Raw genomic sequence first — 23217 nt, forward strand, 5'->3', positions numbered from 1 at the left:
GCCGAGCACACCAGGATAGCGCCGTCCATCTGAGCAGCGCCGGTGATCATGTTCTTGACGTAGTCGGCGTGGCCGGGGCAGTCAACGTGAGCGTAGTGGCGGTTGGCCGTTTCGTACTCGACGTGGGCGGTGTTGATCGTGATGCCGCGGGCCTTTTCTTCAGGTGCTGCGTCGATCTGGTCGTAAGCCTTGGCTTCGCCGCCGAACTTCTTGGACAGAACGGTGGCGATGGCAGCCGTCAGGGTCGTCTTGCCGTGGTCCACGTGACCGATGGTGCCCACGTTGACGTGGGGCTTGGTCCGCTCGAATTTTTCCTTTGCCATGATTTCTCCGAAAGAGCAAAACCTGTGTGATGTTTAAGGTCTGCATCCCATTGCTTGGTCGCCCCGCACAGGTGACAGGACGGCATGGGATCGCAGACCGGCAAAAATCGCAGCCCCTTTTCAGGGGCTGCGACTCAAAAGCCTTCGATTATACAAAAAGCCTTACTTGGCGCGAGCAGCCACGATGGCTTCGGCCACGTTGCGGGGAGCTTCGGCGTAGTGCTTGAACTCCATCGTGTACGTAGCGCGGCCTTGCGTCTGCGAACGCAGCGAAGTGGCGTAGCCGAACATTTCCGACAGCGGCACTTCAGCCTTGATGGACTTGCCACCGCCGGCCATGTCGTCCATGCCCTGGACCATGCCGCGACGCGAGGACAGGTCGCCCATCACGGTGCCGGCGTAGTCTTCAGGCGTCTCGACTTCCACGGCCATCATGGGCTCGAGGATGACGGGGCTGGCCTTCTTGGCGCCTTCCTTGAAGCCGAAGATGGCAGCCATCTTGAAGGCCATTTCGTTCGAGTCCACATCGTGGTACGAACCGAAGGTCAGGCGCACCTTGACGTCCACCACGGGGTAGCCGGCCAGCACGCCGGAAGTCAGCGCCTCGATCACGCCCTTCTCGACCGCAGGGATGTATTCGCGAGGAACCACACCGCCCTTGATTTCGTCGACGAACTCGAAGCCCTTGCCGGCTTCCTGGGGTTCCAGGGTCAGCACGACGTGGCCGTACTGGCCCTTGCCGCCGGACTGGCGAACGAACTTGCCGTCCACATCGGTAACCTTCTGGCGAATGGTTTCGCGGTAGGCCACCTGGGGCTTGCCCACGTTGGCTTCCACGTTGAATTCGCGCTTCATGCGGTCAACGATGATTTCCAGGTGCAGCTCGCCCATGCCGGCGATGATGGTCTGGCCCGATTCTTCATCGGTGCGCACGCGGAAGGACGGATCTTCAGCAGCCAGGCGCGACAGGGCGATGCCCATCTTTTCCTGGTCGGCCTTGGACTTGGGCTCCACGGCCTGTGCAATCACGGGCTCGGGGAAGACCATGCGTTCCAGCACGATGGGAGCTTCGACGGCGCACAGCGTTTCGCCGGTGGTCACGTCCTTCAGGCCCACGCAGGCAGCGATGTCGCCGGCGCGGATTTCCTCGACTTCCACGCGCTCGTTGGCCATCATCTGCACGATACGGCCGATACGCTCCTTCTTGCCCTTGACCGAGTTGAACACGGTGTCGCCCTTGGTCAGGACGCCCGAGTACACGCGCACGAAGGTCAGCTGGCCGACGAACGGGTCGGTCATCAGCTTGAAGGCCAGGGCCGAGAACTTTTCGCCGTCGTCTGCCTTGCGGCTGAGCTTGGTTTCTTCGTTTTCGGGATCGGTACCGGTGACGTCAGGGATGTCCACAGGCGCCGGCAGGTAGTCGATCACGGCGTCCAGCATGCGCTGCACACCCTTGTTCTTGAAGGCGGTACCGCACAGCATGGGCTGGATTTCGGTAGCCAGCGTACGAGCGCGCAGGCCGGCCTTCACGTCTTCTTCGGACAGAGTACCTTCTTCCAGGTACTTGTTCATCAGGTCTTCGCTGGCTTCGGCAGCCGCTTCCACGAGGTTTTCACGCCACTTGTTGGCGGTCTCCACCAGCTCGGCGGGGATTTCGTGGTATTCGAACTTCATGCCTTGCGAGGCTTCGTCCCAGATGATGGCCTTCATCTTGACGAGGTCGACCACGCCCTTGAAGTTTTCTTCGGCACCGATCGGGATCACGACGGGCACGGGGTTGGCCTTCAGGCGCAGCTTCATCTGCTCGACGACCTTGAAGAAGTTGGCACCGGTACGGTCCATCTTGTTCACGAAGGCCAGACGAGGCACCTTGTACTTGTTGGCCTGACGCCACACGGTTTCCGACTGGGGCTGCACGCCGCCCACGGCGCAGTACACCATGCAGGCGCCGTCCAGCACGCGCATGGAACGCTCCACCTCAATGGTGAAGTCCACGTGGCCGGGGGTGTCGATGATGTTGAAACGGTGCTCGGGGTAGGACAGGTCCATGCCCTTCCAGAAGCAGGTCACTGCAGCGGAAGTGATGGTGATGCCGCGCTCTTGCTCTTGCTCCATCCAGTCGGTCGTAGCAGCGCCGTCGTGCACTTCGCCCAGCTTGTGGGTCACACCGGTGTAGAACAGGATACGTTCGGTGGTGGTGGTTTTGCCGGCGTCGATGTGGGCGGAGATACCGATATTGCGGTAGCGCTCGATGGGGGTCTTGCGAGCCATGATGGATCCTTGATTGATCGTATGGAGGGAGTCTCTGCCCGTTCCAGCCTCATGGTGCAGACGGACAGCAGTCTTATCTGGGGATGCTCCTAATCGAGACAAGGCCGCAGGCAAAAATGCATGCGGCCCGTCTGATCAGGAGCGAAGCGCTCTTAGAAGCGGAAGTGGCTGAACGCCTTGTTGGCTTCGGCCATGCGGTGCACTTCGTCACGGCGCTTCATGGCGCCGCCACGGCCTTCGGTGGCCTCGAGCAGCTCGTTGGCCAGGCGCTGGGCCATGGACTTCTCGCCGCGCTTGCGTGCAGCTTCCTTCAGCCAACGCATGGACAGGGCCAGGCGACGCACGGGACGCACTTCGACGGGCACCTGGTAGTTGGCACCGCCGACGCGGCGGGACTTCACTTCGACCATGGGCTTCACGTTGTTGATGGCAACGATGAAGGCTTCCAGCGGGTCTTTGTCAGGGTGCTTCTTTTGAATCAGGTCCAGGGCACCGTAGATGATGCGTTCTGCGACCGCCTTCTTGCCGCCTTCCATGATCACGTTCATGAACTTGGACAGCTCGACATTGCCGAACTTGGGATCCGGCAGGATTTCACGTTTGGGGACTTCGCGACGACGTGGCATTTTTTACCTCTATCTTGCTTCAGTTGGCGTCTTTTCAGACACCGCGAGAGCCAACAGGACTCCCACTTACTCGACCCGCGCAAAACACTTGCGTTTGGGGTCACTACGCTGGATCTCGCGCCACGCGGGATACAGCACCTTCTTCGAAAAAACGCAGGGCTTACTTGGCCTTGGGCTTCTTCGCGCCGTACTTGGAACGGGCTTGCTTGCGGTCCTTGACGCCTTGCAGGTCAAGGGAGCCACGCACGATGTGGTAACGCACACCGGGCAAGTCCTTCACACGGCCGCCGCGCACCAGCACAACGCTGTGCTCTTGCAGGTTGTGGCCTTCACCACCGATGTAGGAGATGACCTCGAAGCCGTTGGTCAGGCGCACCTTGGCAACCTTACGCAGAGCGGAGTTAGGCTTCTTGGGCGTCGTGGTGTACACACGGGTGCACACGCCGCGGCGCTGAGGGCAGTTTTCCATAGCAGGGCTCTTGGATTTGACAACTTCGACCGTGCGGCCCTGACGCACGAGTTGGTTAATGGTTGGCATTAATAAACGTCCCTAAACGTGAATTGCTTGCGAAAAGCGAAAACGTGAATCCCTTCGGAAATTCCGAAAAGCCCTCGACTGTACCAGCTTGCAGGAGATCGCACAACTGCACCCCCTTCAAGCCGGTACGCGAGGGCCTGCGCGACAGGCGCAGGGCTTACTTGATCCAGAGGCGGATCGCATCCCAGGCACGGCCGAAGAAGCCTGCCTGCTCCACGCCTTCAAGCGCCACCAGCGGCACTTCGGCCACGGTGTCGGCCCCCAGCTTGACCTTGAGCGTGCCCATGGCCTGGCCCTTGGTGAACGGAGCGATCAGCGGGTCCTGGCGCACGACTTCGGTGCTCAGCTTGCCGCCACTGCCGGCCGGCACGGTGACCACGATGGGCGTGGTACGGCCGATCTTGACGGTGCCCGCCTTGCCCTTCCAGACCTCGGGCGTGGCCACGGCCTGCTCGGCATCGAACAGCTTGACCGAGTCGAAGGCCGCATAGCCCCAGTTCAGCAGCTTCTGGCTTTCATTGGCGCGCGCGTTCTCGCTGGCGGCGCCCAGCACGATGGAGATCAGGCGGCGGCTGCCCACGTTGGGCAGATCGCGCTTGGCCGTGGCCACCAGGCAGTAGCCGGCCGCAGCGGTGTGGCCGGTCTTGAGGCCGTCCACGGTCGGGTCGCGGAACAGCAGCGAGTTGCGGTTGGTGCCGTTGGAGGCCGGCGTGCCCGGGTAGAAGTACTTCTTGGTCGAGTAGTAGTGCATGTACTCGGGGAAGTCCTGCATCAGACGCTGCGCGAGGATGGACAGGTCGCGCGCCGTGGTCAGGTGGCCGGGCTCGGTCAGGCCTTCGGGGTTCTTGTAGCTGGTGTTCTTCATGCCCAGCGCCTTGGCCTGCTCGTTCATGAGCCGCACGAAGTTCTCGGCCGAGCCGCCCACGCCTTCGGCCAGGGCCATGGTGGCGTCGTTGCCGGATTGCACGATCATGCCCTTGATCAGGTCATCCACCGGCACCTGCATCTTGGGGTCGATGAACATGCGCGAGCCCGGCATCTTCCAGGCGCGCTCGCTGACGGGCAGGCGCTGCTCCAGCGTGATCTTCTTGGCGCGCAGTGCGTCGAAGACCAGGTAGCCGGTCATGAGCTTGGTCAGCGAGGCCTGCTCGATGGGCGCATCGATGTCCTTGGCACCCAGCACCTGGTTGGCGGTGACATCGACCAGCAGATAGTTGCGCGCCGCGATCTCGGGCGGCTGGGGCGGGGTGATCTGCGCCAGCGCCAGGGCCGGCGCCATGGCCGCTGCCAGTGCCAGGACTCGCAGCGTGGAGGAAATGGGCTTCATGAGGAAAACTCTCGCTAAAGGGCAGGTAAAGCAGGAAAGGCGGAAGATGCCGCCGGCTGGGGCGGGCCTATTGAGCAGCGGCGCGGGCCGCTAGGGAAGTGAGCGCAAATGGCGGACCACGAGACTCTTGAGTAGCGGCAATTGTCCGTGAAAGAAATGACCGCCCCCTGGCACGACGGTAACAGGCAGTATCTGCGGGCGCGCCCAGTCCATGACGGCCGACAGCGGCACCGTGTCATCGGCCTCGCCGTGCACCACCAATGTCCGGTCATGGGCTTCGGGCGGCACGGGGGCCACCGAGAAACGGCTGGCCGCCGTGCCCACCAGCACAGCCTTTTCCACCCGGCCTTCATTCCACAGGCCCGCCAGCACATGGCTGGTGACGAAGGCGCCGAAGGAAAAGCCCGCCAGCGCGATCGGCCCTTCGGGAGCGACCTGGCGGACCACGGACAGCATGTCCTCGGCCTCGCCGATGCCTGCGTCGTGCTCGCCGGCACTGGCACCCACGCCACGGAAGTTGAAGCGTACGGCCGTGTAGCCGCACTGCACGAAGGCCCGCGCCAGGGTCTGCACCACCTTGTTGTCCATGGTGCCGCCAAACAGCGGATGGGGGTGGGCGATGATGGCCACGCCGCGCGCAGTCGCATCGGCGGCCGGCGCGTCGCGCAGGGCCTCCACGGCCCCGGCAAGGCCGGTCAGGGTCAAACGTTCGGTCTGCGCATTCACAATCGCTATCCTAGTAGTAGCAGCCAGTCCAAGCTGACAAAGCACTGATGCCCGGAAAGGCCCAAAGTACCAGCCGGTGCTCAGCGGCCCACGTCGGGCGGCAGCAGCAGGCGCTCCACGGGCTGGCCGTTCTTGAGATGGGACTCGACGATCTCGTCGATATCGGTCTCGTCCACGAAGGTGTACCAGGTGCCTTCGGGGTAGACCACGGCCACGGGCCCGCCCGCGCAGCGGTCCAGGCAGCCGGCCTTGTTCACGCGCACCTGGCCCTTGCCGGCCAGGCCCAGCTGCTTGACCTGCTTCTTGCAGTGGTCGAAGCCTGCCTTGGCGCCGTGCAGCGCACAGCAGTCCTCGCCGCCAGGCCTCTCGTTGAGGCAAAAGAAGATGTGGCGCGCATAGTAGTTGCCTGCGCCTTGCTGGCCGCCTTCGGCCCCGGGACGTGGGTTTTCGCTCATGCAGCGGATTCTAGGCCTGCGTCTGCTGCCCCGAAGGCGCCGGGGGCGCTGAAGGTGCAGGCGGCAGCGGCCCTGCATCGCGGCGCGCCACCCTGAGCAGCACGTAGACCAGGGTGGCATAGGGCCACAGCCAGCCCAGCCACTGCCCCAGCCCGTAGAAGCGGATGAAACGCCCCTGCTCCCAGGCCTGCAGCGTCTCGGAGAAATAGGCACTGGTGGGCGCCTGGTTCAGGATGCTCAGTTGCAGCACCAGCACCAGCATCAGCAGGGCTGCACAGGCGCGGCGCGGCAGCGGCAGGGCCACCATGGCCAGGCCCACGCCCCCCCATACGCCCATGCGCACCGGCAGGTCCACCCACTCCCAGGCATGGGCAGGCCCCCAGCTCAGCGCAGCCGACATCGCCGAGACCGCGATGCCGATCACGATGGCCGAGCCCGCCAGCACGGCGCGCCGGCCCATGTGGCGCATCACGCAATAGGCCAGCAGGCAGGGCACCCACAGGCCCAGCATCACGCACAGCATCTCGGTCACGGGCGATAGCGGCGTCAGGGCCGACTCGCGCAGCGGCAGCCACATGAGAAAGGGCGTGCCTTCGAGCAGGTCCAGCAGGCCCTGCTCCAGCCGCTCCAGCACCTGGCCCAAACCGAAGGGCACGGCAGCGGGAAAGAGCAGCGCCCATGGCCACAGCGCCAGCAGCACCATGGCGCCGCCGCCATCCTCGCCCAGCCAATGGGTGCGAAAGGCGCTCCAGCGCGCCAGGGCGCCCAGGCGCTCCAGCAGCAGCGCCACCAGCGCGCCCAACAAGGTGCCGCCCACATTGAGCACCAGATCCAGGTTGGAGGGAACGCGCCGCGGCAGGTAGATCTGCAGGAACTCCATGGACAGCGACAGCAGGGTGCCTGCCAGCGCCGCCAGCGGCACGGCCGCGCGCGGGCTGCCGCTGCGCACCAGGGCCAGCGCCAGGAAAAAGCCCAGCGGCGCGTAGCCGACGATATTGGTATTGACGTCGAACCAGGTCCAGTACGGCGGCGGGATCTTTGCCGTCAGGAAGACCAGCGGATCAATGCCCTGGGCACGCCAGCCATCGAAGGGAAACAGGCTGGCGAAAACGATGAGCACCGCATAGACCAGTGCCAGCGGCCAGGCCGAAGTCCTTTGCACCACGCCCTGCCTCCCTCTTCGTTGGAACGGTTTCTCAGAAAGGTTTGACGACCACCAGGATGACGATGGCCGCCAGCAGCAGCACCGGCACCTCGTTGAAGAAGCGGAACCAGCGGTGGCTGTGCTGGTCCCGGTTGTCGATCAGCTTGCGCAGCAGGCGCCCGCAGGCATGGTGGTAGCCGATGACCAGCAGCACGCCGGCCAGCTTGGCATGCATCCAGCCGTTGCCCGGCCCCTTGCCGATGCCGTAGCCCAGGTACAGCCACAGGCCCAGGCCCAATGCGGGCACGGCCAGCAGCGTGGTGAAGCGCAGCAGCTTGCGTGCCATGAGCAGCAGGCGCTCGCGCTCGGCCACCGAGCCGGGCGTGACCATGGCCACATTGACGAAGATGCGAGGCAGATAGAACAGGCCCGCGAACCAGCTTGCCACGAAAACGATATGAAAGGCTTTGACCCACAGCATGCGGGCAGTGTACGTGCGTACAGGGGTGCGCCAGGCTGCGCAGGCGCAAAAGCCGAGTCCCGCGTGCCGGCGTCGTCGCCGGGGTTGCGGGGCCTGCGGCGGGAATGGGGCACAATTTTCGGCATGCATCTGTCCAGCCCCACCCCCTTCCCGCACAACCGCCCTCGCCGCCTGCGCCGCGATGCCTTCACGCGCAATCTGGTGCGCGAGAACGTGCTCACGGCCCATGACTTCATCTACCCCGTGTTCGTGCACGAAGGCACGAACCAGCGCGAGGCCGTGCCCTCCATGCCCGGCGTGGACCGCCTGAGCCTGGACCTGCTGCTGCCCGTGGCAGAGCAGTGCGTGCAGCTGGAGATCCCGTTCCTGGCGCTGTTCCCCGCCATCGAGACCTCGCTGAAGACGCCCGACGGCAAGGAGGCGCTCAACCCCGACGGCCTGATCCCGCGCGTGGTGCGTGCGCTCAAGAAGGAGTTCCCGCAACTGGGCGTCATGACCGACGTGGCCCTGGACCCCTACACCAGCCACGGCCAGGACGGCATCCTCGACGAGTCCGGCTACATCATCAACGACGAGACCGTGCAGGTCCTGGTGGGCCAGGCCCTCACCCATGCCGAGGCCGGCGTGGACATGGTGGCGCCCAGCGACATGATGGACGGCCGCATCGGCGCCATCCGCGAGGCGCTGGAGGCCCACGGCCACATCCACACCCGCATCATGGCCTACAGCGCCAAGTACGCCAGCGCCTTCTACGGCCCGTTCCGCGATGCCGTGGGCACGCGCGGCGCGCTGGGCAAGGCCGACAAGAACGTCTACCAGATGGACCCCGCCAACACCGACGAGGCCCTGCGCGAAGTCGCCCAGGACCTGGCCGAAGGCGCCGACATGGTCATGGTCAAGCCCGGCATGCCGTACCTGGACGTGGTGCGCCGCGTCAAGGACGAGTTCGGCGTGCCCACCTTCGCCTACCAGGTCAGCGGCGAGTACGCCATGCTCAAGGCCGCCGCCGCCAACGGCTGGCTGGACCATGACCAGGTGATGATGGAATCGCTGCTGGCCTTCAAGCGCGCGGGTGCCGACGGCATCCTGACCTACTTCGCCATCGACGCCGCGCGCAAGCTGCGCGGCTGAACGCATGCCGCCGGTGACGCCGCCCACGGGCACGGGAGCCGCTCCCCCAGCCGGGAACGCCAGGAACATGCGCATCTTCCACCTGCAGCCGGGCGGCGCCACCGAACTGGCCGCCCTGCCCGACCAGGCGCCCGCGCAGGGATTCGTCTGGATCTCCTGCACCCGCGCCACCTTGCAGGAGCGGCTGGCCGAGGTGCAGCGCACGCTGCAGCTGCTGTCGGGCCAGCAGCTGGTGGACCTGCATGTCTCGGACCTGCTCAACGCCCAGCTGCCCTCGCGCTACGACTACACCTCGCAGTACGACCTGCTGGTGTTTCGCCGCCTGGCCAGCGGGCAGGCACGTGCCGCCCCGCAGGCCGGCACGGCCTCTTCGCCTGCGGCGCAGGCGCTGCCCCCCTCACCTCCCGTGCGCCGCACAGGTCCGCCCGTGCTGCGCAACATCGACACCAGCCCCGTGGGCTTTGCCATGTTCGATCAGGTGCTGCTGTCCGTGCACCCCGACGACTGCACCGTGCGCGACGCCTATGCCGCGCGGCTGCTGGCCGCCGTGCCCAATGACCCGCGCGAGGGACGGCTGAACCCCACCTCCGGCACGCGGCTGCCGGCCAGCCCGGCCGACCTCATGCTGCGCGTGGTCAACCTCATCGTGGACGGCTTCCTGGACCTGCGCCGCGAACTGTCGCGCCAGCTGGACCACTGGCAGACCGAGCTGCTGCGCCCGCGCACGCGCTTTGCCAACTGGGGGGCGCTGCTGGACGCACGGCTGGCCCTGCATGAGCTGGACGAAGTCTGCGAAGACCAGCGCGCTGCCGTGCAGGACTGGACGGACGCGCTGGAGACCTGGGCACCTCCCGAGGGCGCGGCGGCGCTGCGCGAGCTGGACCTGCTCAAGGTGCGCAGCCGCGACGTGCTGGAACACATAGAGCGCGTGGTCCACCACGTGCGGCGGCTGGAGCAAAGCACCGAGACCGTGGTGCAGATGCATTTTTCGGTGCAGAGCAACCGCACCAACGACATCATGCGCACGCTGACCGCGCTGACGGCCGTGTTCCTGCCGCTGAACCTGATTGCCGGCATCTTCGGCATGAACTTCGAGTTCATCCCCCTGGTGCACAAGCAGGACGGCTTCTGGTGGGCCATGGGCTCGATGATGGCGATTGCCGTGGGCCTGACCATGTTCTTCTGGCGCAAGCGCTACATGGCGCGCACGGCGCAGGGCTAGGGCCCCGCCCGCTCCAGCGGCATCCACAGCGTGAAGCGATTGCCGCCGGCCAGCGGCGCCCAGTCCAGCCGCGCCTGCAGCGCCAGCGCGCGTGTGCGCATGTTCACCAGTCCCTTGCGGCCCTCGGTGGGTGCCCGGGCGCGGTCGAAGGGGTGGCCGTCGTCCTCCACCAGCACCTGCACGCCGGCCCGGCCGTCCAGCGGGGCCTGGGCCGTGCGCACCGTGATCTCGCGCGCGCCGCTGTGCTTGATGATGTTGGTCAGCACCTCCTGCAGGATGCGCAGCACATGCAGGGCGGCCTGCGCGTCCAGCCAGGGCAGCGCGGGCAGGTCGCTCACCTCCCAGTGCAGCCGCAGCCCCGCCCCCTCCAGGCGCGGCCCCAGCCGATAGCGCAGCCCGGCCAGCAGCGCCAGCAGGTCGCAGTCCAGCGGCTCCAGCGAATCGATGGACAGCTTCAGGTCATCGATGCACTCCTGCAGCAGTTGCACCAGGTCCACCGTGCCGGCCTGGTTGAACTCCACCACGCGCAGCGCGCTCATCAGCGAGGAGCCCACGCCGTCGTGCATCTCGCGCATCAGGCGCTGGCGCTCCTGCATCAGCGTCTGCTCGCGCTCCACGGCCAGCAGGCGCTCATGGGCCTGGGCCAGCTCCGCCTCCTGGGCCTTGAGCCGTTCCGCCAGATGCAGGTTGGCGTTCTCGGCCACGGCAAGCGCACCGTTATAGCGCCGGTAGGCCACCAGCAGGAACAGCGTGAACAGCCCCAGGTACACATAGGGCGTGAGGTAGATGCTCTCTATGCTGATCAGGTAGCTTTGCAGCGCCAGGTCATGGAAGCCGATGGGAAACGACAGCAGCATCCACACGGCCAGCATGGTGCTGCCGCCATCGCGCATGCGCCAGGCGCCCGCCACGGCCATGCACAGCACCAGGATCTCCGGCGGCACCATCAGCAGCCGCAGCAGCGGCAGGATGGTCTCGTGCGCCGGCCCCCACAGCGGCACCGCCACCAGCAGCACCGTGCCCACATAGCCCTGCAGCACCCGGGCCAGCCAGGGCCGGCGCCTGCGCTGCATCAGGCACAGGAAATGGAAGGCCGCCACCGTGGCGCCCATGAGGCCGGCCAGCGTCAGCCAGGAGAACCAGCCGTCCGACAGGGCCAGCCCCTCGCCGTCCACCATGAACTGCAGCGAGCCCAGCAACTGGCACAGCGACATCAGGAAGAACAGCAGGAACACCACATCCCCGCGCCGCCGCTGCAGCGTCCACAGCGCCAGCGCGAACAGGCCCAGCACCAGGTAGGAGCCCGCCGTGTAGACCACCAGATCGGCCTGGAGCAGGCTGCGCAGCCGCCAGGACAGGCGCAGCGACTCGGCCGGCCCCGCCCACAGGCTGGACAGCGCCCCGCCCACGCCCTGCTGGCTGGCCATGCGCACATGCACCTGCAGCGGCCTGCCCGGCTGCGCCAGCCCGCCCAGGTCCAGCCACACCGGCCGGTTGAAACTGTTCCACACCCGGCTGCCGCGCGTCTGCCAGGCCAGCGCCCCGTCCACATACACCGCCACCGTGCCCACCGTCTGCCAGCGCGGGATATACAGGCGCGCGCCCTGCGGCGTGGGCGCCAGCGCCTCGGGCGGCACCACGGCGCGGAACCAGCGCACCTCGGGCGGCGCCGCTGCCAGGTCGCCGCTGCCCGACACGGCCCTGTCGCCCCCATAGGGCAGGTCCACATCGCTCCACGGCGTCGATGCATCCAGCACCGCGTCGTCGGCCGACGCAAGCGCCGCAGGCGGCGCCCAGTGCGGGCTGTCCGACCGCCACAGCTGCGCCTGGCGCAGTTGCACCGCTTCGCCTGCGGCGGGGCCACGCAGCCCGAACGCCCCCGCCAGCAGCATCGCCAGCGCCACCAGCCCCGCCGAAACCAGCAAGACCCTCCCCCGCAGCAGCGGCTGCGTCATCTGCCCACCCTCGCGGCGCTCATTGCCGCCCCTCGGCCAGCCAGCCCCGCTGCAAGGCCACATGCATCATCTGGGTGCGGCTGGACACCTGCAGCTTGCCGTAGATGCGCCGCACGAAGGTGCGCACCGTGTGGCGCGACACGCCCAGCTGGCGCGCCACCTCGTCCAGCGTATGGCCGCGCGCCACCAGGCGCAGCACCTCCAGCTCGCGCGCAGACAGCGCCTGCGCGGCGGCCTGCGGCTCCACAGGCCGTTCCAGCCCTGCCACCGCCCCGGCCCGCTGCTGGCGCAGCAGCAGCTTGCGCGCCACCATGGGATTGATGGGGCTGCCGCCCGCGTGCAGGCTGCGCACTTCCTCCAGCACCGCGTCGGCGGCCAGGTCCTTGAGCAGATAGCCCATGGCGCCGGCCTCGATGGCGGCCAGCACATGCTGCTCGTCGCCAAAGATGGTGCTGACCATCACCGCCGCCCCGGCATGGCGGGCACGCACGGCAGCAATCACCTCCAGGCCGCTGCCGTCGGGCAGGCCCAGGTCCACCAGCATCACGTCCATGGCACCGGCCCCATCGGCCCTGCCAAGCTGGTGCAGGGCCTCCGCGCGGCTGGCTGCCGCCCAGCACAGGGCCATGTCCTTCGCGGCATTGATCACGCCCACCAGGGCGTGGCGGCAGGCGGCGTCGTCCTCCACCACGGCCACGCGGATGGGTGTGGAGCCACCCGTCGCGGCGGCAGAGGAAGGGTCTGTGTGCGTGTCCATGGAGGTGGAGTGCGTGGCGAGGCCCGCATGTTCACATGGAACAAGACCGCTGTCATGTCGCCCGGATAGGCGACATGGGCGACATGAGCGGCATGGCGGCCCCGCCCCTCTCATCGGCCATGTCGCCCGAACGGGGGACATACAGAAAGCCGGACACCCCATAGATTTGCCCTCTTCAGCACATCACCGAGATGCTGTGCCTACCGAGGGGGTCCGCCATGTCCATCATCCACCCGTCTGCTGCAGCCGACGTACCACCCATACCCACGCCGAGCCCCTGGGTCCGGACATTGCCGGGCCTGACGGTCGGGTTGGCACTGGCCCTTGCCGGCGCCGCGGCCCAGGCCGCCACACTCACCGTCACCACCGCCGGCGAGATTGCAGACACCGAGCCGCTGTCTCGTGCGCAATGCTCGCCTGCCGCAGGCGACCGCAACTGCGACACCCTGCGCGATGCCATCAACCATGCCGCCGATGGCGACACCATCGTCTTCGGCGCGGCCCTGAATGGGCAGACCATCTCGCTGACCCGCTTTACCAACTGCCTGGACACCGGGCAGGCCGCCGGCGCCACCTGCCTGCCGCTGGCCAGCTGGCCCGGCTACGTCTCGCAGTTCGGCCCCAGCGCCTTCTTCATCAGCGGCAAGCACATCACCATCGATGCCACCGCCAATGGCCTGACGCCCCAGGGCGTGAGCGTGCAGCGCCTCGGTACCGCACCCGGTTTCCGGCTGTTCGACATCGATGCGCAGGGTGGCCTGGTCCTGCGCGGCCTGGCCCTGGCCGGGGGGCAGGCCACAGGCGGCTCCAGCCGCTTTGGCGGCGGCGCGCTGGGTGCGGGCGGTGCCATCTTCAATCGGGGCCAGCTCACCATCGAACGCAGCACGCTCACGCGCAATCACGCACAAGGGGGGCAAGGAGGCAGGCTTTCCTTGAACTCCTTTGCAGGTGCCGGCGTGGGCGAGGATGGGACTTTGTCCCCGGGGGGAGGGCCGAACGCTGGCGGCCCGAACGATGGCGGCCTGGGCGGTGGCAGTGGCAGCGCCAGCGGCAAGAACGGCGGCTTCGGTGGTGGCGGCGGCGGCTCCGGCGGTGGCGGATTTGGCGGTGGTGGTGGCCGTCGTGGCAGCGGTGGCGGCTTCGGCGCCGGCAACGGTGGGGGCGGCCCCTTCGACGCTGGCGGTGGCGCAGGCGGCATGGGAGGGGCCATTTTCAACAACGCAGGCACCTTGACGCTGAACCAGGTCACCCTGGCTGGCAACGGTGCACACGGCGGGCTGGGCAACAGCAGCGGCGGCGGCGCCGGCCTGGGTGGCGCCGTTTTCAACTACAACGGCGTACTCACCATCCGTTTCTCCACCCTGGCCGGCAATACCGTGCAGGCCAATGGCGACGACAACCCGGCCGCGCAAGGCGGCGCCATCTACAGCCTGGGCGATTCCCAGGCCGCCTGCAGTGCGGGTGGCAACACCCGTTGCACCCGCAGCGGCGCCTCGCTGGAGATGCAGGCCAGCATTGTCCAGGGCAGCGTGTTCGAGCCGGCCACCAAACAGCCCGCTGGCAGGGACGTGGTGCTGGACCTGCGCAATGGCGGCACCAGCGATGCCAGCGGCAGCAACAATCTGCTGGGCCTGGCGCAGGCCCTGAACAATGCCGACATCAGCGCCCTGGCCTTCACCACGGGCAACCCGCAGCTCGGCCCCCTGGCCAGCCACGGCGGCCCCACCCAGACCATGTTGAACACCACCGGCAGCCCGGCACTGGACGGGGTGGCCTGCACTGCCGCACCCGGCACGGACCAGCGCGGCGTGGTCAGGCCCCAGGGTGCGCGGTGCGACATCGGCGCCGTGGAGGCGAACGTCTTCCAGGCGGCATTGACCGTGCTGGCCAGCGGCGCGGGCGGCGTATCGGCGCAGGCCTCCCCGCCTGCAGCCACGGGTGCCATACAGGACTGCGGCCGCCCAGGCGGCCTGTGCCAGGCCGGCTATGGCTACTTCGAAGGCGCGCCCACCCTGGTGACCCTGGCCGCCACACCCGACCCTGGCCATGCCTTTGCCACCTGGGGTGATGCCTGCAGCGGCAGCACGTCCACGTGCAGCGTCACCATCGATGCAGCCAGGAGCGTGCAGGCCAGCTTCACGGCCTTCAGCGTCACGGCAAGCCTGCCCTCCGGCACCTACGGCACGGCCTACAGCCAGCCGCTGGCGCCCGTGACCAGCGGCGGCGTGGGGCCGTTCAGCTACAGCGTGGGCGGTTTGCCCGCAGGCTTCAGCCAGGCCGCCGGCACCCTTTCGGCTCCAGCCACGCAGGCGGCAGGCAGCTACAGCTTCACGCTGACCGCCACCGATGCCAACGGCGCCACCACCGAACCCGCAGCCGTGACCGTGGTGATCGGCCCGGCAGCCACCAGCGCCCACCTGTCGGCCTCCCCCGCTGCGCCAGGCCATGGCCAGAGCGTGACTTTCAGCGCCCAGGTCACGCTGCCTGCCGGCGCCAGCGGCACGGTGGATTTCTTGAACGGAACGCAGGTGCTGTGCGCCAGCGTTGCGGTGACCGGCGGGCAGGCCAGCTGCAGCGTGCCCCGGCTGCCACCGGGCACGGCCACGGTGCAGGCGCGCTATGTGCCCGGTGATGGCAATACCTCCGGCTCGGACAGCAACACCGTGACCGTCACGGCGGCCCCCGCACCATCTGCAGCGCCCATTCCAGCGCTGGGCGCCGGGGGGATTGCGCTGCTGAGCCTGCTGACCGCAGCGGGCGCGGCGTTGTCGCGCAGGATGGGCACTTCACGGAAAATCGGCGCTGGCACATCGCCACGCACCTCCAGGAGTTCCCCATGACCGCATCCGCAAGCCGGAGCCCGCTTTCACGCCGCAGCCTGCTGGCCGCCAGCGCAGCCACCGGCCTGGCCCTGTGCGAAAGCGCCCTGGCCGCCCCCGCCGCCCCCGGGAAAAGCACCGAAGCCGCCGTGCTCACCATCAGCGGCCCCGGCGTGCGCGGCAACCGGGGGCCGCTGGACCCGGTGGCCGACCTGCTGCTGAAAAACCATGGCCTGGCCTTCGACTCGGCCTGGACCACAGGGGCCGGTGCGCTGGAGCGCCTGCCCACGGTGGAGATCACGCCCCATATCGAATACGACGGCCAGCCCCACCGGCTGCGCGGCCCGCTGCTGGCCACCGTGCTGCAGGCGGCCGGCGTGGACAGCGCCGCCGCAGCGGCCAAGGGCCAGTGGATCACCCTGCAGGCCATCGACGGCTACCGCGCCCAGCTGCCGCTGGCGCAGGCCTTGCAATGGCGCATGCTGCTGGCCACGCACATGGACGGCCGGCGCCTGGGCCTGGGCGGCCTGGGCCCGCAATGGGCCATGTATGACGCCGACCGCATTGCCGATCTGGCAGGCAAGCCGCTCAAGGAACGTTTTGCGCAGGCGCCCTGGGGGCTGTACCACATGGGGCTGCACGCGCAGCAACCCCAGGGCTGAAGCTGGCTTCAGAGCGCGGCAGGGCGCGCATTTGAAGTACCATTTCGCGATCCCCTCGGGGGATACGGGCTTGGCGGCCCGGAACAACGTAGGCGCAGCAGCCGCACGCCTTTTGATGAGGCAGCGGCTTTTCATCTTCCCGGTGCTGCGCCGGGCACGGTTCCGTTTTTGGCGGGGCTGTGCGGGACCTCCGCAAGGGGGTGCCAGTTCATGCCAAAGGAGCCGCCATGTCTGACCTCGATGCACTCAGCGGAGCACACGCCTCCCCGCCTTTCTTCTCTTCCCCGCAAGTGCCGAGGGAAGAGACCAGCCTGTACTACCCCATTTCCGAATACGAGGTCTATCGCCTCAAGGACTGCATGCACCAGATGGGCCTGGTGATCGACCTGTGCTGCATGGCCGGCCCAGACCAACAACTGAGCGACCTGGGCGGACTGATGAGCTTCCTGACCGCACAGCAGCGCGCGCTGCGGGGCACGCTGCAGACCGTGCAGGCGCGCAAGGCGACGCCGGGGCCGGCATGTGATCCGGACCCCGGGGGTTGATCAGGCCAGGTGCTGGTCGAAGAAGGCCAGCGTGCGATCGCGCGCCTGCAGGGCGCTGGCCTCGTCGTAGGCGCTGCGCTGGTCGCAGTTGAAGCCGTGGTCTGCGTCGTACAGGTGCACCTGCACATGCTTTTGCGCCTGGGCGAAGGCCTGCACGGCGTCCACGGGAATGTGCGCATCGCGCCGGCCGAAGTGGGCGATGACGGGGCACAGCGGCTCGCGGCCCATCTCCAGCGGCGTGGTCATGCCGCCGCCGTAGTAGCAGGCTGCAGCCGACAGGCTGGGCAGGTTGCAGGCCGCGCGCCAGGCCCACAGGCCGCCCCAGCAAAACCCCACGATGCCCACCTTGCCGCCGGGCACCAGCGTGGCGGCATGGGCGATGGCGGCCTCGATCTCGGGCAGCACGCCGGGCTGGGGCAGCGCCTCGGCGGCGGATTTCAGCGCCATGCCCTTGGCACGGTCGGCGTCGCCGTAGCCCAGGTCCACACCCGGCTCCACACGCGTGAACAGTGACGGCGCCACGGCCACATAGCCCCGCGCCGCAAGCCGGTCGGTCACGGCGCGGATATGGGCGTTGACGCCGAAGATCTCCTGCAGCACGACGATGGCACCGCGCGCGGGCACGTCGGGGCGGGCCACCCAGGCCGGCGAAGACGTGCCATCCAATGAAGTCAACTGCACAAAACTGCCCATGTCCGCGTTCCTTTCTGTCTGAGAACCTGTTGTGATTTCCCGGTGGGCGGACGCGCCCCGCAATGCTGTAATGGCGGCGGGCCGGCCCGTGCGGCAATTCTTTCACAGGAGACATTCGATGGAACGAAAAGTCGTGCTCATCACCGGCGGCAGCCGCGGCATAGGCGCCGCAACGGCACGCATGGCAGCGCACCGGGGCTGGGACGTGGTGATCAGCTACCAGCACCAGCGCGATGCGGCCGAGGCCGTGGTGGCCGACGTGCAACTGGCCGGCACCCGCGCGCTGGCCGTGCAGGCCGATGTGGGCGACGAAGCCGAGGTGCTGGCCCTGTTCGGTGCGGTGGATGCGCAGTTCGGCCGGCTGGATGCCCTGGTCAACAACGCCGGTGTGGTGGACCGCGCGCAGACCGTGGCCGAGATGAGCGTGCAGCGGCTGGAGCGCATGTTCCGCGTCAATACCATCGGCAGCTTCATCTGCGCGCGCGAGGCCGTGCGGCGCATGAGCACCCGCCATGGCGGAAGGGGAGGCGCCATCGTGAACGTCTCCAGCATCGCTTCGCGGCTGGGCGCACCGGGCCAGTACGTGGACTATGCGGCCGCCAAGGGCGCGTTGGACGTGATGACGCTGGGCCTGGCCAAGGAAGTCGCCGCCCAGGGCATACGCGTGAACGCCGTGCGGCCCGGCTTGATAGAGACCGACATCCACGCCAGCGGCGGACAGCCCGACCGCGTCGAGCGCGTGGCGCCCAACGTGCCCATGCAGCGCGGCGGCAGGGCCGAGGAGGTGGCCGACGCCATCCTCTGGCTGATGTCCGACGGCTCGCACTACACCACGGGCAGCCTGGTCGATATCTCGGGCGGCAACCTCTAGCTCCAAGGCAACCATGGACCTCAAACCGCTGATCACTTTGGTGGCCATCATCAACCCGCTGGCCATCGTCCCCTTCTTCATCCACTACACCGAGGGATTCAGCGCCCAGCAGCGCCAGCAGACCATTCGCACGGCGGCGCTGGCCTCGTTCTGCGTGATCGCGGCCTGCGCCATCATCGGGCTGCAGGTGCTGGACTTCTTCAACATCTCGCTGCAGAGCTTCCAGGTGGGCGGAGGCCTGCTGCTGCTGATCAGCGCGATGAACATGCTCAACGCCCGCCCGGCCGAGGAACGGCCCAACGCGCCCACGCTGGCGGCAGGCGCGGAAAAGGCCGCCATGGGCAACAGCATTGCCGTGGTGCCGCTGACGATTCCGCTGCTGACAGGGCCGGCCTCCATGTCCACCGTGGTGATCTATGCCGACCAGGCACGCACCATCTGGCAGCACCTGGCGCTGGTGGGCTATGGCGTGGTGGTGGCGCTGGTGGTGATGGTCTGCTTTTCGCTGGCCGACCCGATTGCGCGCGTGCTGGGCAAGACCGGCATCAACGTGATGACGCGGCTCATGGGCCTGATCCTCGCGGCCCTGGCCGTAGAGGTGATGGCGGGCGGGCTGGTGAAGATCTTCCCCATCCTGGCCTCGCCCGCGATCGTGCCCTGAGCGGGCTGGCTGGCCGATTGAAGGCCCGCCGGATCAGGCCGGCACGGCCCGCGCGCGGTCGGCGCTGCCGTCGCAGGCACCGCCGCAGCCCGTGATGGGCTGCTCGGGCAAGGCCTCGGGGTGGGCCAGCGAGCCCGTGGCGGGATCGAAGCCCGCGCTGCGCAGATGCAGGGCCAGCGCCGCATCCATGGTCTGCGCATGGTGCACGAACCAGGCCGCCAGCTCGCCCGCCATGCTGCGGATCACGGCCAGATCCCCCGCTGCCGCCTTGGCCGCCCCCTCGCGCATCACCTGCAGCACCACCTTGTGCTGCAGGCTGTGGCAGTTGGTGCTGGTGAACCGCGTGGACTGCATCCAGCGGTCTTCCTGGTCGAAATGCACCTGCGTATGCGCGATCAGCTCATCCCAGCGCACGCACAGCTGCGCATCATCGGCCGCCTCCACCTCGGCCAGCAGCAGCACGAACTCCTGGTGCACCTCGTCCATGGCCGGCAACTCCAATGCCAGCGCTCCGCTCCATTCCAGCACGGCCATACGCTTCTCCTGCCTTCATCGTGAAAGACTGCAGCTTAGGAACAGCACCGCCCAACCCGTTTGACCCACATCAGCCAACCCGAAAACAGCAAAGCCCCGCGAGCGGGGCTTGGTCAAGGCGGATAAAACTGGCGCGCCCCAACATCAGGGACGCCAAGCAAGAGCCGCCTCGCGGCGAGGGGGTCGTCCCCCTCCCCCGCGAAGCGGGTAGAGAGGGGGAAGCGGCGTCAGCCGCTCAGGGGGAGCTTACTGTCCATATTTACGCTTGGCATCCGCCACGCAGGCATCCTTGGCGTCACCGCTCATGGTGTCGCAACGGGCCTTGGCAGCCTTGTAGTCGGCTTCGCGGGTTTCCTCGGCAGCGTCCTTGCGGGTCTCGGCCACGTTGGCGGCCTTGGCGGCAGAGTTGGCGGCAGGTTCGGCCTGGGCCTTGTTCACCTTGGCGGCTTCGACGGCACGCACATGAGCAGCCTTGGCATCCTTCACGCAGACATCCTTGGCGTCGCCCTTGAGGTCATCGCACTTTTCCTTGGCGATGTCGTAGTCCGCATCAGCCTTGGCCTTGAGTGCCTTTTCGCTGTTCTTGGGCGAAGGATTGCGGCGCGATTCCAGTTCAGCCTTGGCGACGTTTTCCTGGCCCTTGGCCTGCTTCTCGCAGACGTCCTTGGCGTTGTCCTTGAGCGGCTTGCACTGTTCCTTGGCAGCCTTGTAGTCGGCCTCGATCTGGTTCTTGGCGGCCGTGTGCTCGGCATTGGTCATGGCCATGGCGCCGGAGGCCATCAGGCCCAGGGCGACGGCGGACAGCATGTGGCGAAAGCGTTGCGGTGTTTGCATGATGGAACTCCTTGTATTTGTACTGAGGTGGCCCTTGGTGCCTGCGGCGGCGGGCCTTGGGTGCATGCCCTGGGGGCATGCCGGCTGTCGAGGAGCGGATGGGGGCGCCGGCCAGGGCGACCAGCCCATCCGCAGTCCACCCTCGTCAGTCTTCGAAGCGGAAGTCGGGGTTGCGCTTTTGCCAGTCGGTCAGCTGCTTTTCGGCAGCGTCGCGGGCCAGGCCCTGGCGCTCCTGCAGCTTGCCCAGGAATTGCTCGCGCTTGCCGGCGATCACGTCCAGATCGTCATCGGTGAGCTTGCCCCATTGCTCACGGATCTTGCCGGTGAATTGCTTCCAGTTGCCCTTGATGCGGTCTTCATTCATGGCTTGTTCCTTTCAGTGATGTTGAAGTCGTGCCGTGCAATCAGGCCTTGTTTTTTCAAAGCCGCGATCTGCATCAGCGACGGTTTCACTGTAAAAAACCTGCGCGCCGCGCGCCGTAGTCTGGACCTAGTGTTGACGGTCGTCCCAGGGGCAGCCGAGACGGTGGGATCGGGACTACAGCCCCTGACGGACGCGCGGGAAGCGCTGGGTCAGGCGCGGCCCGCCCCTGCCCTGAGTACCCGGCCTTTTCCCCGTATGTCCGCGCCTGCGCCGTGGCGGTTGCGGGGTTGCAAGCCTGCCGAAGGACAGGCTTGCTTCGTGATCTGACCTTTCTTGGCGAATCAAGAAAAGGGCAGTCGGCTGCCGGGCCGAGACCCGGCCTCGAAAAGCAACCATCCGGCAGGGGCAGAAAAAGTCCACTTGCTTGCAGAGCCAGTTGCCGAAAACAAAAAACGGCCAGCGGATGCAATGCACCCACCAGCCGTTCTCAAGAGAATGGATGGGCTGGAAATCCAGCAGCAGCTCAGTGCCCCTGCTGCCCCAGCCACGCATCGATCTGCGCAATGGCCGCATCCGTGGCCTTGGCCAGGGCCTGGGCGCCGCCCGCCGCATCGCCCGAAGCTGCAGGACTGCGCACCTCGAACACCTTCTGTCCGAGCAGGCGGTCCACGGCACCGCTTTGCTCGACCAGGGTGGCGCGCAGGCGCACCACGCCGGCACTGGAGCCGGGCGCGTCAAAGACCTGGCTGAACTCTTCGATGTCCACGCGCAGCAGCGTGGGCACGGCGCCTTGCAGGCGCGGCTGGGCCACGCTTTCGCTGCTGGCCAGCACGGGGCGCTGCAGGCCCAGCTGGCTGCGCAGGCGCTGCTGCAGCAGCAGTGCAGGAGGCTGGCTCCAGCGCGCCAGCTGGTAGGGGCGCAGTTCCTGGCCGTTGGCATAGGCCAGGCGGTAGAACATGGCCGTGCTGCCGTCGGACAGGGCGGGGGCCTCCACATCGGCCAGCGCCAGTGGCGTACGCGCCTGCGGGGCGGCGGATGTGGCGGACTGCGCGGGGGTGGACAGCGGCGCCAGGCCGAAGTCATAGCGCGCGGGCTGGGCGGGGGGCTGCGGCAGGGCCGAGCAGCCGGCCAGCAGGATCAGGGCGGCGGCCAGTCCAGCGCTGGCCACGGCGGTCTTGCGAGATGGGGACATGCGGGTTCCTCGGTCAGGGCTGGGTGGCTGCAGACGGGGCGACGAAGCCGGGCTCGCCCGGCCCAGGACGGGCCTGGCCCGGCCCGTAGATCACGGCCTGCGGGTTGTCGCTGAAGCGGCTGGCGGCCGTGCCCATCTGGCGCGCGGCGCGCGAGACATCATCGGCCGCTCGGTTGGCGTGCGGCACCGTGCTGCGGCCCAGCGAATCGGCCATGCGGGTCAGTGCGCGCGTGCTCTGGGCGATCTGCTCCAGCGGCCCGTCCTGCGCGTTCACGCGGCGCACGGTCTGCTGCAGCTCGGACGCCACGGCGGCGGCTCCGTTGCTGGCCTTCTCCAGCGACTGCAGGGTGTTGTGGGCGTCGGCGGCGAGCTGCGGCACCTGGGTGGACAGCGTGCGGTCCAGGTTCTGCGTGAGCTGCTGCACGCCTGCGGCAGCGGCCGCAATGTTCTCCAGCGCCTGGCTCACGCGCTTTTGGTTGTCGGTGTCCAGCATGTCGCTGAGGCGGCGCGAGATTTCATCGGCGCGCTCCAGCAGCACCTGCCCCTGGTCGGCCAGCATGCTCAGCGGCGAAGAGCGCAGCGGCAGGCGCGGCAGGCCGCTGGGGCCCGGGGGCAGTTGGGGCTGGGGCTGGTCCGCATCATCGAGCTGCACATGGGCTAGGCCCGTGACGCCCTGGTAGCCCAGCACGGCGAACGTGGTGGGCGTGATGGGCGTGTTCACACCGATGGCGATGCGGATCAGCACATTGCCATTGGTCTGCGGATCGAACCCGATCCGCGTGACCTTGCCCACGGCCACGCCCTTGTAGCGCACGGCCGCCTGGGCCTGCAGGCCGCTGATGCCATCCTTGGTGGACAGCTCGTACTCGTTGTACTGCCGCGTATCGCGCGTCAGCCAGATCGCCAGCCCCGCCAGCAGGGCCGCCACGACCAGCACGAAAATGCCGGCCGCCATGGCATGTGATTTGTTTTCCATATCAATGGTCCATAACGTTAGCCCAGCAAACAAGGCATGGGGCCGCGGCCCCCAGACAATTCACAACTCAGGGCGAGGCCTTCAAAACCGGCGTGCCCGAAGGCGAGGGA

At 67.5% G+C, this 23217-nt stretch carries 24 protein-coding genes; 7 read left to right on the forward strand and 17 right to left on the reverse strand.

All coding sequences use genetic code 11. From position 1 onward, the window contains the following. The 9 genes from HFGMBDPB_RS27660 to HFGMBDPB_RS27700 form a co-directional block, all read right to left on the reverse strand. Window positions 1–323: GTP-binding protein (locus tag HFGMBDPB_RS27660; RefSeq protein WP_249343744.1), on the reverse strand; the 323-nt coding region annotated here is incomplete at its 3' end. A gap of 162 nt (window positions 324–485) precedes the next feature. Continuing rightward, window positions 486–2594 (reverse strand): elongation factor G, encoded by a 2109-nt coding sequence (gene fusA / locus HFGMBDPB_RS27665; RefSeq protein ID WP_016448515.1) that lies wholly within the window; start codon window positions 2592–2594, stop codon window positions 486–488. Between the two features lie 152 nt (window positions 2595–2746). Continuing rightward, window positions 2747–3220, reverse strand: coding sequence for a 30S ribosomal protein S7 (gene rpsG, locus HFGMBDPB_RS27670; protein ID WP_016448516.1), 474 nt, complete (start codon window positions 3218–3220; stop codon window positions 2747–2749). Between the two features lie 160 nt (window positions 3221–3380). Continuing rightward, window positions 3381–3758 (reverse strand): 30S ribosomal protein S12, encoded by a 378-nt coding sequence (gene rpsL / locus HFGMBDPB_RS27675; protein WP_003059441.1) that lies wholly within the window; start codon window positions 3756–3758, stop codon window positions 3381–3383. 157 nt (window positions 3759–3915) lie between these two features. Next, window positions 3916–5085 carry a D-alanyl-D-alanine carboxypeptidase family protein gene (locus HFGMBDPB_RS27680; protein ID WP_016453570.1) on the reverse strand — a complete coding sequence of 390 codons (1170 nt, stop codon included), beginning with the start codon at window positions 5083–5085 and terminating at the stop codon, window positions 3916–3918. Between the two features lie 90 nt (window positions 5086–5175). Beyond that, the gene (locus HFGMBDPB_RS27685) at window positions 5176–5811 is read right to left on the reverse strand and encodes an alpha/beta hydrolase (protein ID WP_017405508.1); all 636 of its coding nucleotides are present in this window, start codon (window positions 5809–5811) and stop codon (window positions 5176–5178) included. 80 nt (window positions 5812–5891) lie between these two features. Next, window positions 5892–6266 (reverse strand): (2Fe-2S) ferredoxin domain-containing protein, encoded by a 375-nt coding sequence (locus tag HFGMBDPB_RS27690; RefSeq protein ID WP_016448519.1) that lies wholly within the window; start codon window positions 6264–6266, stop codon window positions 5892–5894. Between the two features lie 10 nt (window positions 6267–6276). Then, complete coding sequence (locus HFGMBDPB_RS27695) at window positions 6277–7431, reverse strand: VanZ family protein (protein ID WP_212646681.1); 1155 nt, start codon at window positions 7429–7431, stop codon at window positions 6277–6279. 31 nt (window positions 7432–7462) lie between these two features. Continuing rightward, entirely contained in the window at window positions 7463–7891 is a 429-nt protein-coding gene (locus tag HFGMBDPB_RS27700; RefSeq protein WP_016453572.1) for a CopD family protein, read from the reverse strand. A gap of 123 nt (window positions 7892–8014) precedes the next feature. Between HFGMBDPB_RS27700 and hemB the strand changes: the two genes are divergently transcribed. Beyond that, on the forward strand, window positions 8015–9022 hold the full coding sequence (hemB, locus tag HFGMBDPB_RS27705) for a porphobilinogen synthase (RefSeq protein ID WP_017405507.1): 1008 nt from the start codon (window positions 8015–8017) through the stop codon (window positions 9020–9022). A gap of 4 nt (window positions 9023–9026) precedes the next feature. Beyond that, entirely contained in the window at window positions 9027–10244 is a 1218-nt protein-coding gene (locus HFGMBDPB_RS27710) for a magnesium transporter CorA family protein (protein ID WP_212646682.1), read from the forward strand. On the opposite strand, the gene HFGMBDPB_RS27715 is transcribed toward HFGMBDPB_RS27710, so the two are convergent. Then, window positions 10241–12199 (reverse strand): sensor histidine kinase, encoded by a 1959-nt coding sequence (locus HFGMBDPB_RS27715; RefSeq protein ID WP_212646683.1) that lies wholly within the window; start codon window positions 12197–12199, stop codon window positions 10241–10243. The genes HFGMBDPB_RS27710 and HFGMBDPB_RS27715 overlap by 4 nt on opposite strands. A gap of 19 nt (window positions 12200–12218) precedes the next feature. Further along, window positions 12219–12956: a response regulator gene (locus HFGMBDPB_RS27720; protein ID WP_212646684.1), complete on the reverse strand. Its 738-nt coding sequence runs from the start codon at window positions 12954–12956 to the stop codon at window positions 12219–12221. A 218-nt stretch (window positions 12957–13174) separates the two neighbouring features. Here HFGMBDPB_RS27720 and HFGMBDPB_RS29950 point away from each other — a divergent pair, with 218 nt between their 5' ends. The 3 genes from HFGMBDPB_RS29950 (at window position 13175) to HFGMBDPB_RS27735 (ending at window position 16982) form a co-directional block, all read left to right on the forward strand. Then, a complete protein-coding gene (locus tag HFGMBDPB_RS29950) occupies window positions 13175–15796 on the forward strand; it encodes a choice-of-anchor Q domain-containing protein (protein ID WP_212646685.1) in 2622 nt (873 codons plus the stop codon). Beyond that, window positions 15793–16437, forward strand: a complete 645-nt coding sequence (locus HFGMBDPB_RS27730) for a molybdopterin-dependent oxidoreductase (RefSeq protein ID WP_016448527.1) — start codon at window positions 15793–15795, stop codon at window positions 16435–16437. The genes HFGMBDPB_RS29950 and HFGMBDPB_RS27730 overlap by 4 nt, the downstream gene beginning before the upstream one ends. A 227-nt stretch (window positions 16438–16664) precedes the next feature. Further along, window positions 16665–16982, forward strand: coding sequence for a hypothetical protein (locus tag HFGMBDPB_RS27735; RefSeq protein WP_016448528.1), 318 nt, complete (start codon window positions 16665–16667; stop codon window positions 16980–16982). Here HFGMBDPB_RS27735 and HFGMBDPB_RS27740 read toward each other — a convergent pair whose 3' ends face one another. Then, window positions 16983–17675, reverse strand: a complete 693-nt coding sequence (locus HFGMBDPB_RS27740; protein ID WP_016448529.1) for a dienelactone hydrolase family protein — start codon at window positions 17673–17675, stop codon at window positions 16983–16985. A 118-nt stretch (window positions 17676–17793) separates the two neighbouring features. Here HFGMBDPB_RS27740 and HFGMBDPB_RS27745 point away from each other — a divergent pair, with 118 nt between their 5' ends. Continuing rightward, window positions 17794–18546 (forward strand): SDR family oxidoreductase, encoded by a 753-nt coding sequence (locus HFGMBDPB_RS27745; protein WP_016448530.1) that lies wholly within the window; start codon window positions 17794–17796, stop codon window positions 18544–18546. Window positions 18547–18559: 13 nt separating this feature from the next. Next, window positions 18560–19207: a MarC family protein gene (locus tag HFGMBDPB_RS27750; protein WP_016448531.1), complete on the forward strand. Its 648-nt coding sequence runs from the start codon at window positions 18560–18562 to the stop codon at window positions 19205–19207. A gap of 33 nt (window positions 19208–19240) precedes the next feature. On the opposite strand, the gene HFGMBDPB_RS27755 is transcribed toward HFGMBDPB_RS27750, so the two are convergent. The 5 genes from HFGMBDPB_RS27755 to HFGMBDPB_RS27775 form a co-directional block, all read right to left on the reverse strand. After that, window positions 19241–19741: a hemerythrin domain-containing protein gene (locus tag HFGMBDPB_RS27755; RefSeq protein ID WP_016448532.1), complete on the reverse strand. Its 501-nt coding sequence runs from the start codon at window positions 19739–19741 to the stop codon at window positions 19241–19243. Window positions 19742–19987: 246 nt separating this feature from the next. Continuing rightward, window positions 19988–20575 (reverse strand): hypothetical protein, encoded by a 588-nt coding sequence (locus HFGMBDPB_RS27760; protein ID WP_016448533.1) that lies wholly within the window; start codon window positions 20573–20575, stop codon window positions 19988–19990. A 145-nt stretch (window positions 20576–20720) separates the two neighbouring features. Further along, on the reverse strand, window positions 20721–20939 hold the full coding sequence (locus HFGMBDPB_RS27765) for a CsbD family protein (protein WP_012202308.1): 219 nt from the start codon (window positions 20937–20939) through the stop codon (window positions 20721–20723). Between the two features lie 523 nt (window positions 20940–21462). Continuing rightward, entirely contained in the window at window positions 21463–22131 is a 669-nt protein-coding gene (locus HFGMBDPB_RS27770; protein WP_016453581.1) for an ABC-type transport auxiliary lipoprotein family protein, read from the reverse strand. Window positions 22132–22144: 13 nt separating this feature from the next. Continuing rightward, complete coding sequence (locus HFGMBDPB_RS27775) at window positions 22145–23107, reverse strand: MlaD family protein (protein WP_016448535.1); 963 nt, start codon at window positions 23105–23107, stop codon at window positions 22145–22147. Window positions 23108–23217 lie beyond the last annotated feature (110 nt).

Origin of the sequence: Delftia sp. PE138 (genome assembly GCF_018320755.1) — a bacterium.
In the GTDB taxonomy this organism is placed as follows: domain Bacteria; phylum Pseudomonadota; class Gammaproteobacteria; order Burkholderiales; family Burkholderiaceae_C; genus Comamonas; species Comamonas tsuruhatensis.

What these genes read in the sequence shown, in the direction of transcription:
- HFGMBDPB_RS27760 (WP_016448533.1), bottom strand. Translation starts at nt 20,575, where the DNA reads ATGCAAACACCGCAACGCTTTCGCCACATGCTGTCCGCCGTCGCCCTG.
- HFGMBDPB_RS27700 (WP_016453572.1), bottom strand. Translation starts at nt 7,891, where the DNA reads ATGCTGTGGGTCAAAGCCTTTCATATCGTTTTCGTGGCAAGCTGGTTC.
- HFGMBDPB_RS27775 (WP_016448535.1), bottom strand. Translation starts at nt 23,107, where the DNA reads ATGGAAAACAAATCACATGCCATGGCGGCCGGCATTTTCGTGCTGGTC.
- HFGMBDPB_RS27770 (WP_016453581.1), bottom strand. Translation starts at nt 22,131, where the DNA reads ATGTCCCCATCTCGCAAGACCGCCGTGGCCAGCGCTGGACTGGCCGCC.
- HFGMBDPB_RS27690 (WP_016448519.1), bottom strand. Translation starts at nt 6,266, where the DNA reads ATGAGCGAAAACCCACGTCCCGGGGCCGAAGGCGGCCAGCAAGGCGCA.
- HFGMBDPB_RS27710 (WP_212646682.1), top strand. Translation starts at nt 9,027, where the DNA reads ATGCCGCCGGTGACGCCGCCCACGGGCACGGGAGCCGCTCCCCCAGCC.
- HFGMBDPB_RS27745 (WP_016448530.1), top strand. Translation starts at nt 17,794, where the DNA reads ATGGAACGAAAAGTCGTGCTCATCACCGGCGGCAGCCGCGGCATAGGC.
- HFGMBDPB_RS27740 (WP_016448529.1), bottom strand. Translation starts at nt 17,675, where the DNA reads ATGGGCAGTTTTGTGCAGTTGACTTCATTGGATGGCACGTCTTCGCCG.
- HFGMBDPB_RS27765 (WP_012202308.1), bottom strand. Translation starts at nt 20,939, where the DNA reads ATGAATGAAGACCGCATCAAGGGCAACTGGAAGCAATTCACCGGCAAG.
- HFGMBDPB_RS27720 (WP_212646684.1), bottom strand. Translation starts at nt 12,956, where the DNA reads ATGGACACGCACACAGACCCTTCCTCTGCCGCCGCGACGGGTGGCTCC.
- HFGMBDPB_RS27755 (WP_016448532.1), bottom strand. Translation starts at nt 19,741, where the DNA reads ATGGCCGTGCTGGAATGGAGCGGAGCGCTGGCATTGGAGTTGCCGGCC.
- fusA (WP_016448515.1), bottom strand. Translation starts at nt 2,594, where the DNA reads ATGGCTCGCAAGACCCCCATCGAGCGCTACCGCAATATCGGTATCTCC.
- HFGMBDPB_RS27735 (WP_016448528.1), top strand. Translation starts at nt 16,665, where the DNA reads ATGTCTGACCTCGATGCACTCAGCGGAGCACACGCCTCCCCGCCTTTC.
- HFGMBDPB_RS27750 (WP_016448531.1), top strand. Translation starts at nt 18,560, where the DNA reads ATGGACCTCAAACCGCTGATCACTTTGGTGGCCATCATCAACCCGCTG.
- rpsG (WP_016448516.1), bottom strand. Translation starts at nt 3,220, where the DNA reads ATGCCACGTCGTCGCGAAGTCCCCAAACGTGAAATCCTGCCGGATCCC.
- HFGMBDPB_RS27680 (WP_016453570.1), bottom strand. Translation starts at nt 5,085, where the DNA reads ATGAAGCCCATTTCCTCCACGCTGCGAGTCCTGGCACTGGCAGCGGCC.
- HFGMBDPB_RS27715 (WP_212646683.1), bottom strand. Translation starts at nt 12,199, where the DNA reads ATGACGCAGCCGCTGCTGCGGGGGAGGGTCTTGCTGGTTTCGGCGGGG.
- HFGMBDPB_RS27730 (WP_016448527.1), top strand. Translation starts at nt 15,793, where the DNA reads ATGACCGCATCCGCAAGCCGGAGCCCGCTTTCACGCCGCAGCCTGCTG.
- rpsL (WP_003059441.1), bottom strand. Translation starts at nt 3,758, where the DNA reads ATGCCAACCATTAACCAACTCGTGCGTCAGGGCCGCACGGTCGAAGTT.
- hemB (WP_017405507.1), top strand. Translation starts at nt 8,015, where the DNA reads ATGCATCTGTCCAGCCCCACCCCCTTCCCGCACAACCGCCCTCGCCGC.
- HFGMBDPB_RS29950 (WP_212646685.1), top strand. Translation starts at nt 13,175, where the DNA reads ATGTCCATCATCCACCCGTCTGCTGCAGCCGACGTACCACCCATACCC.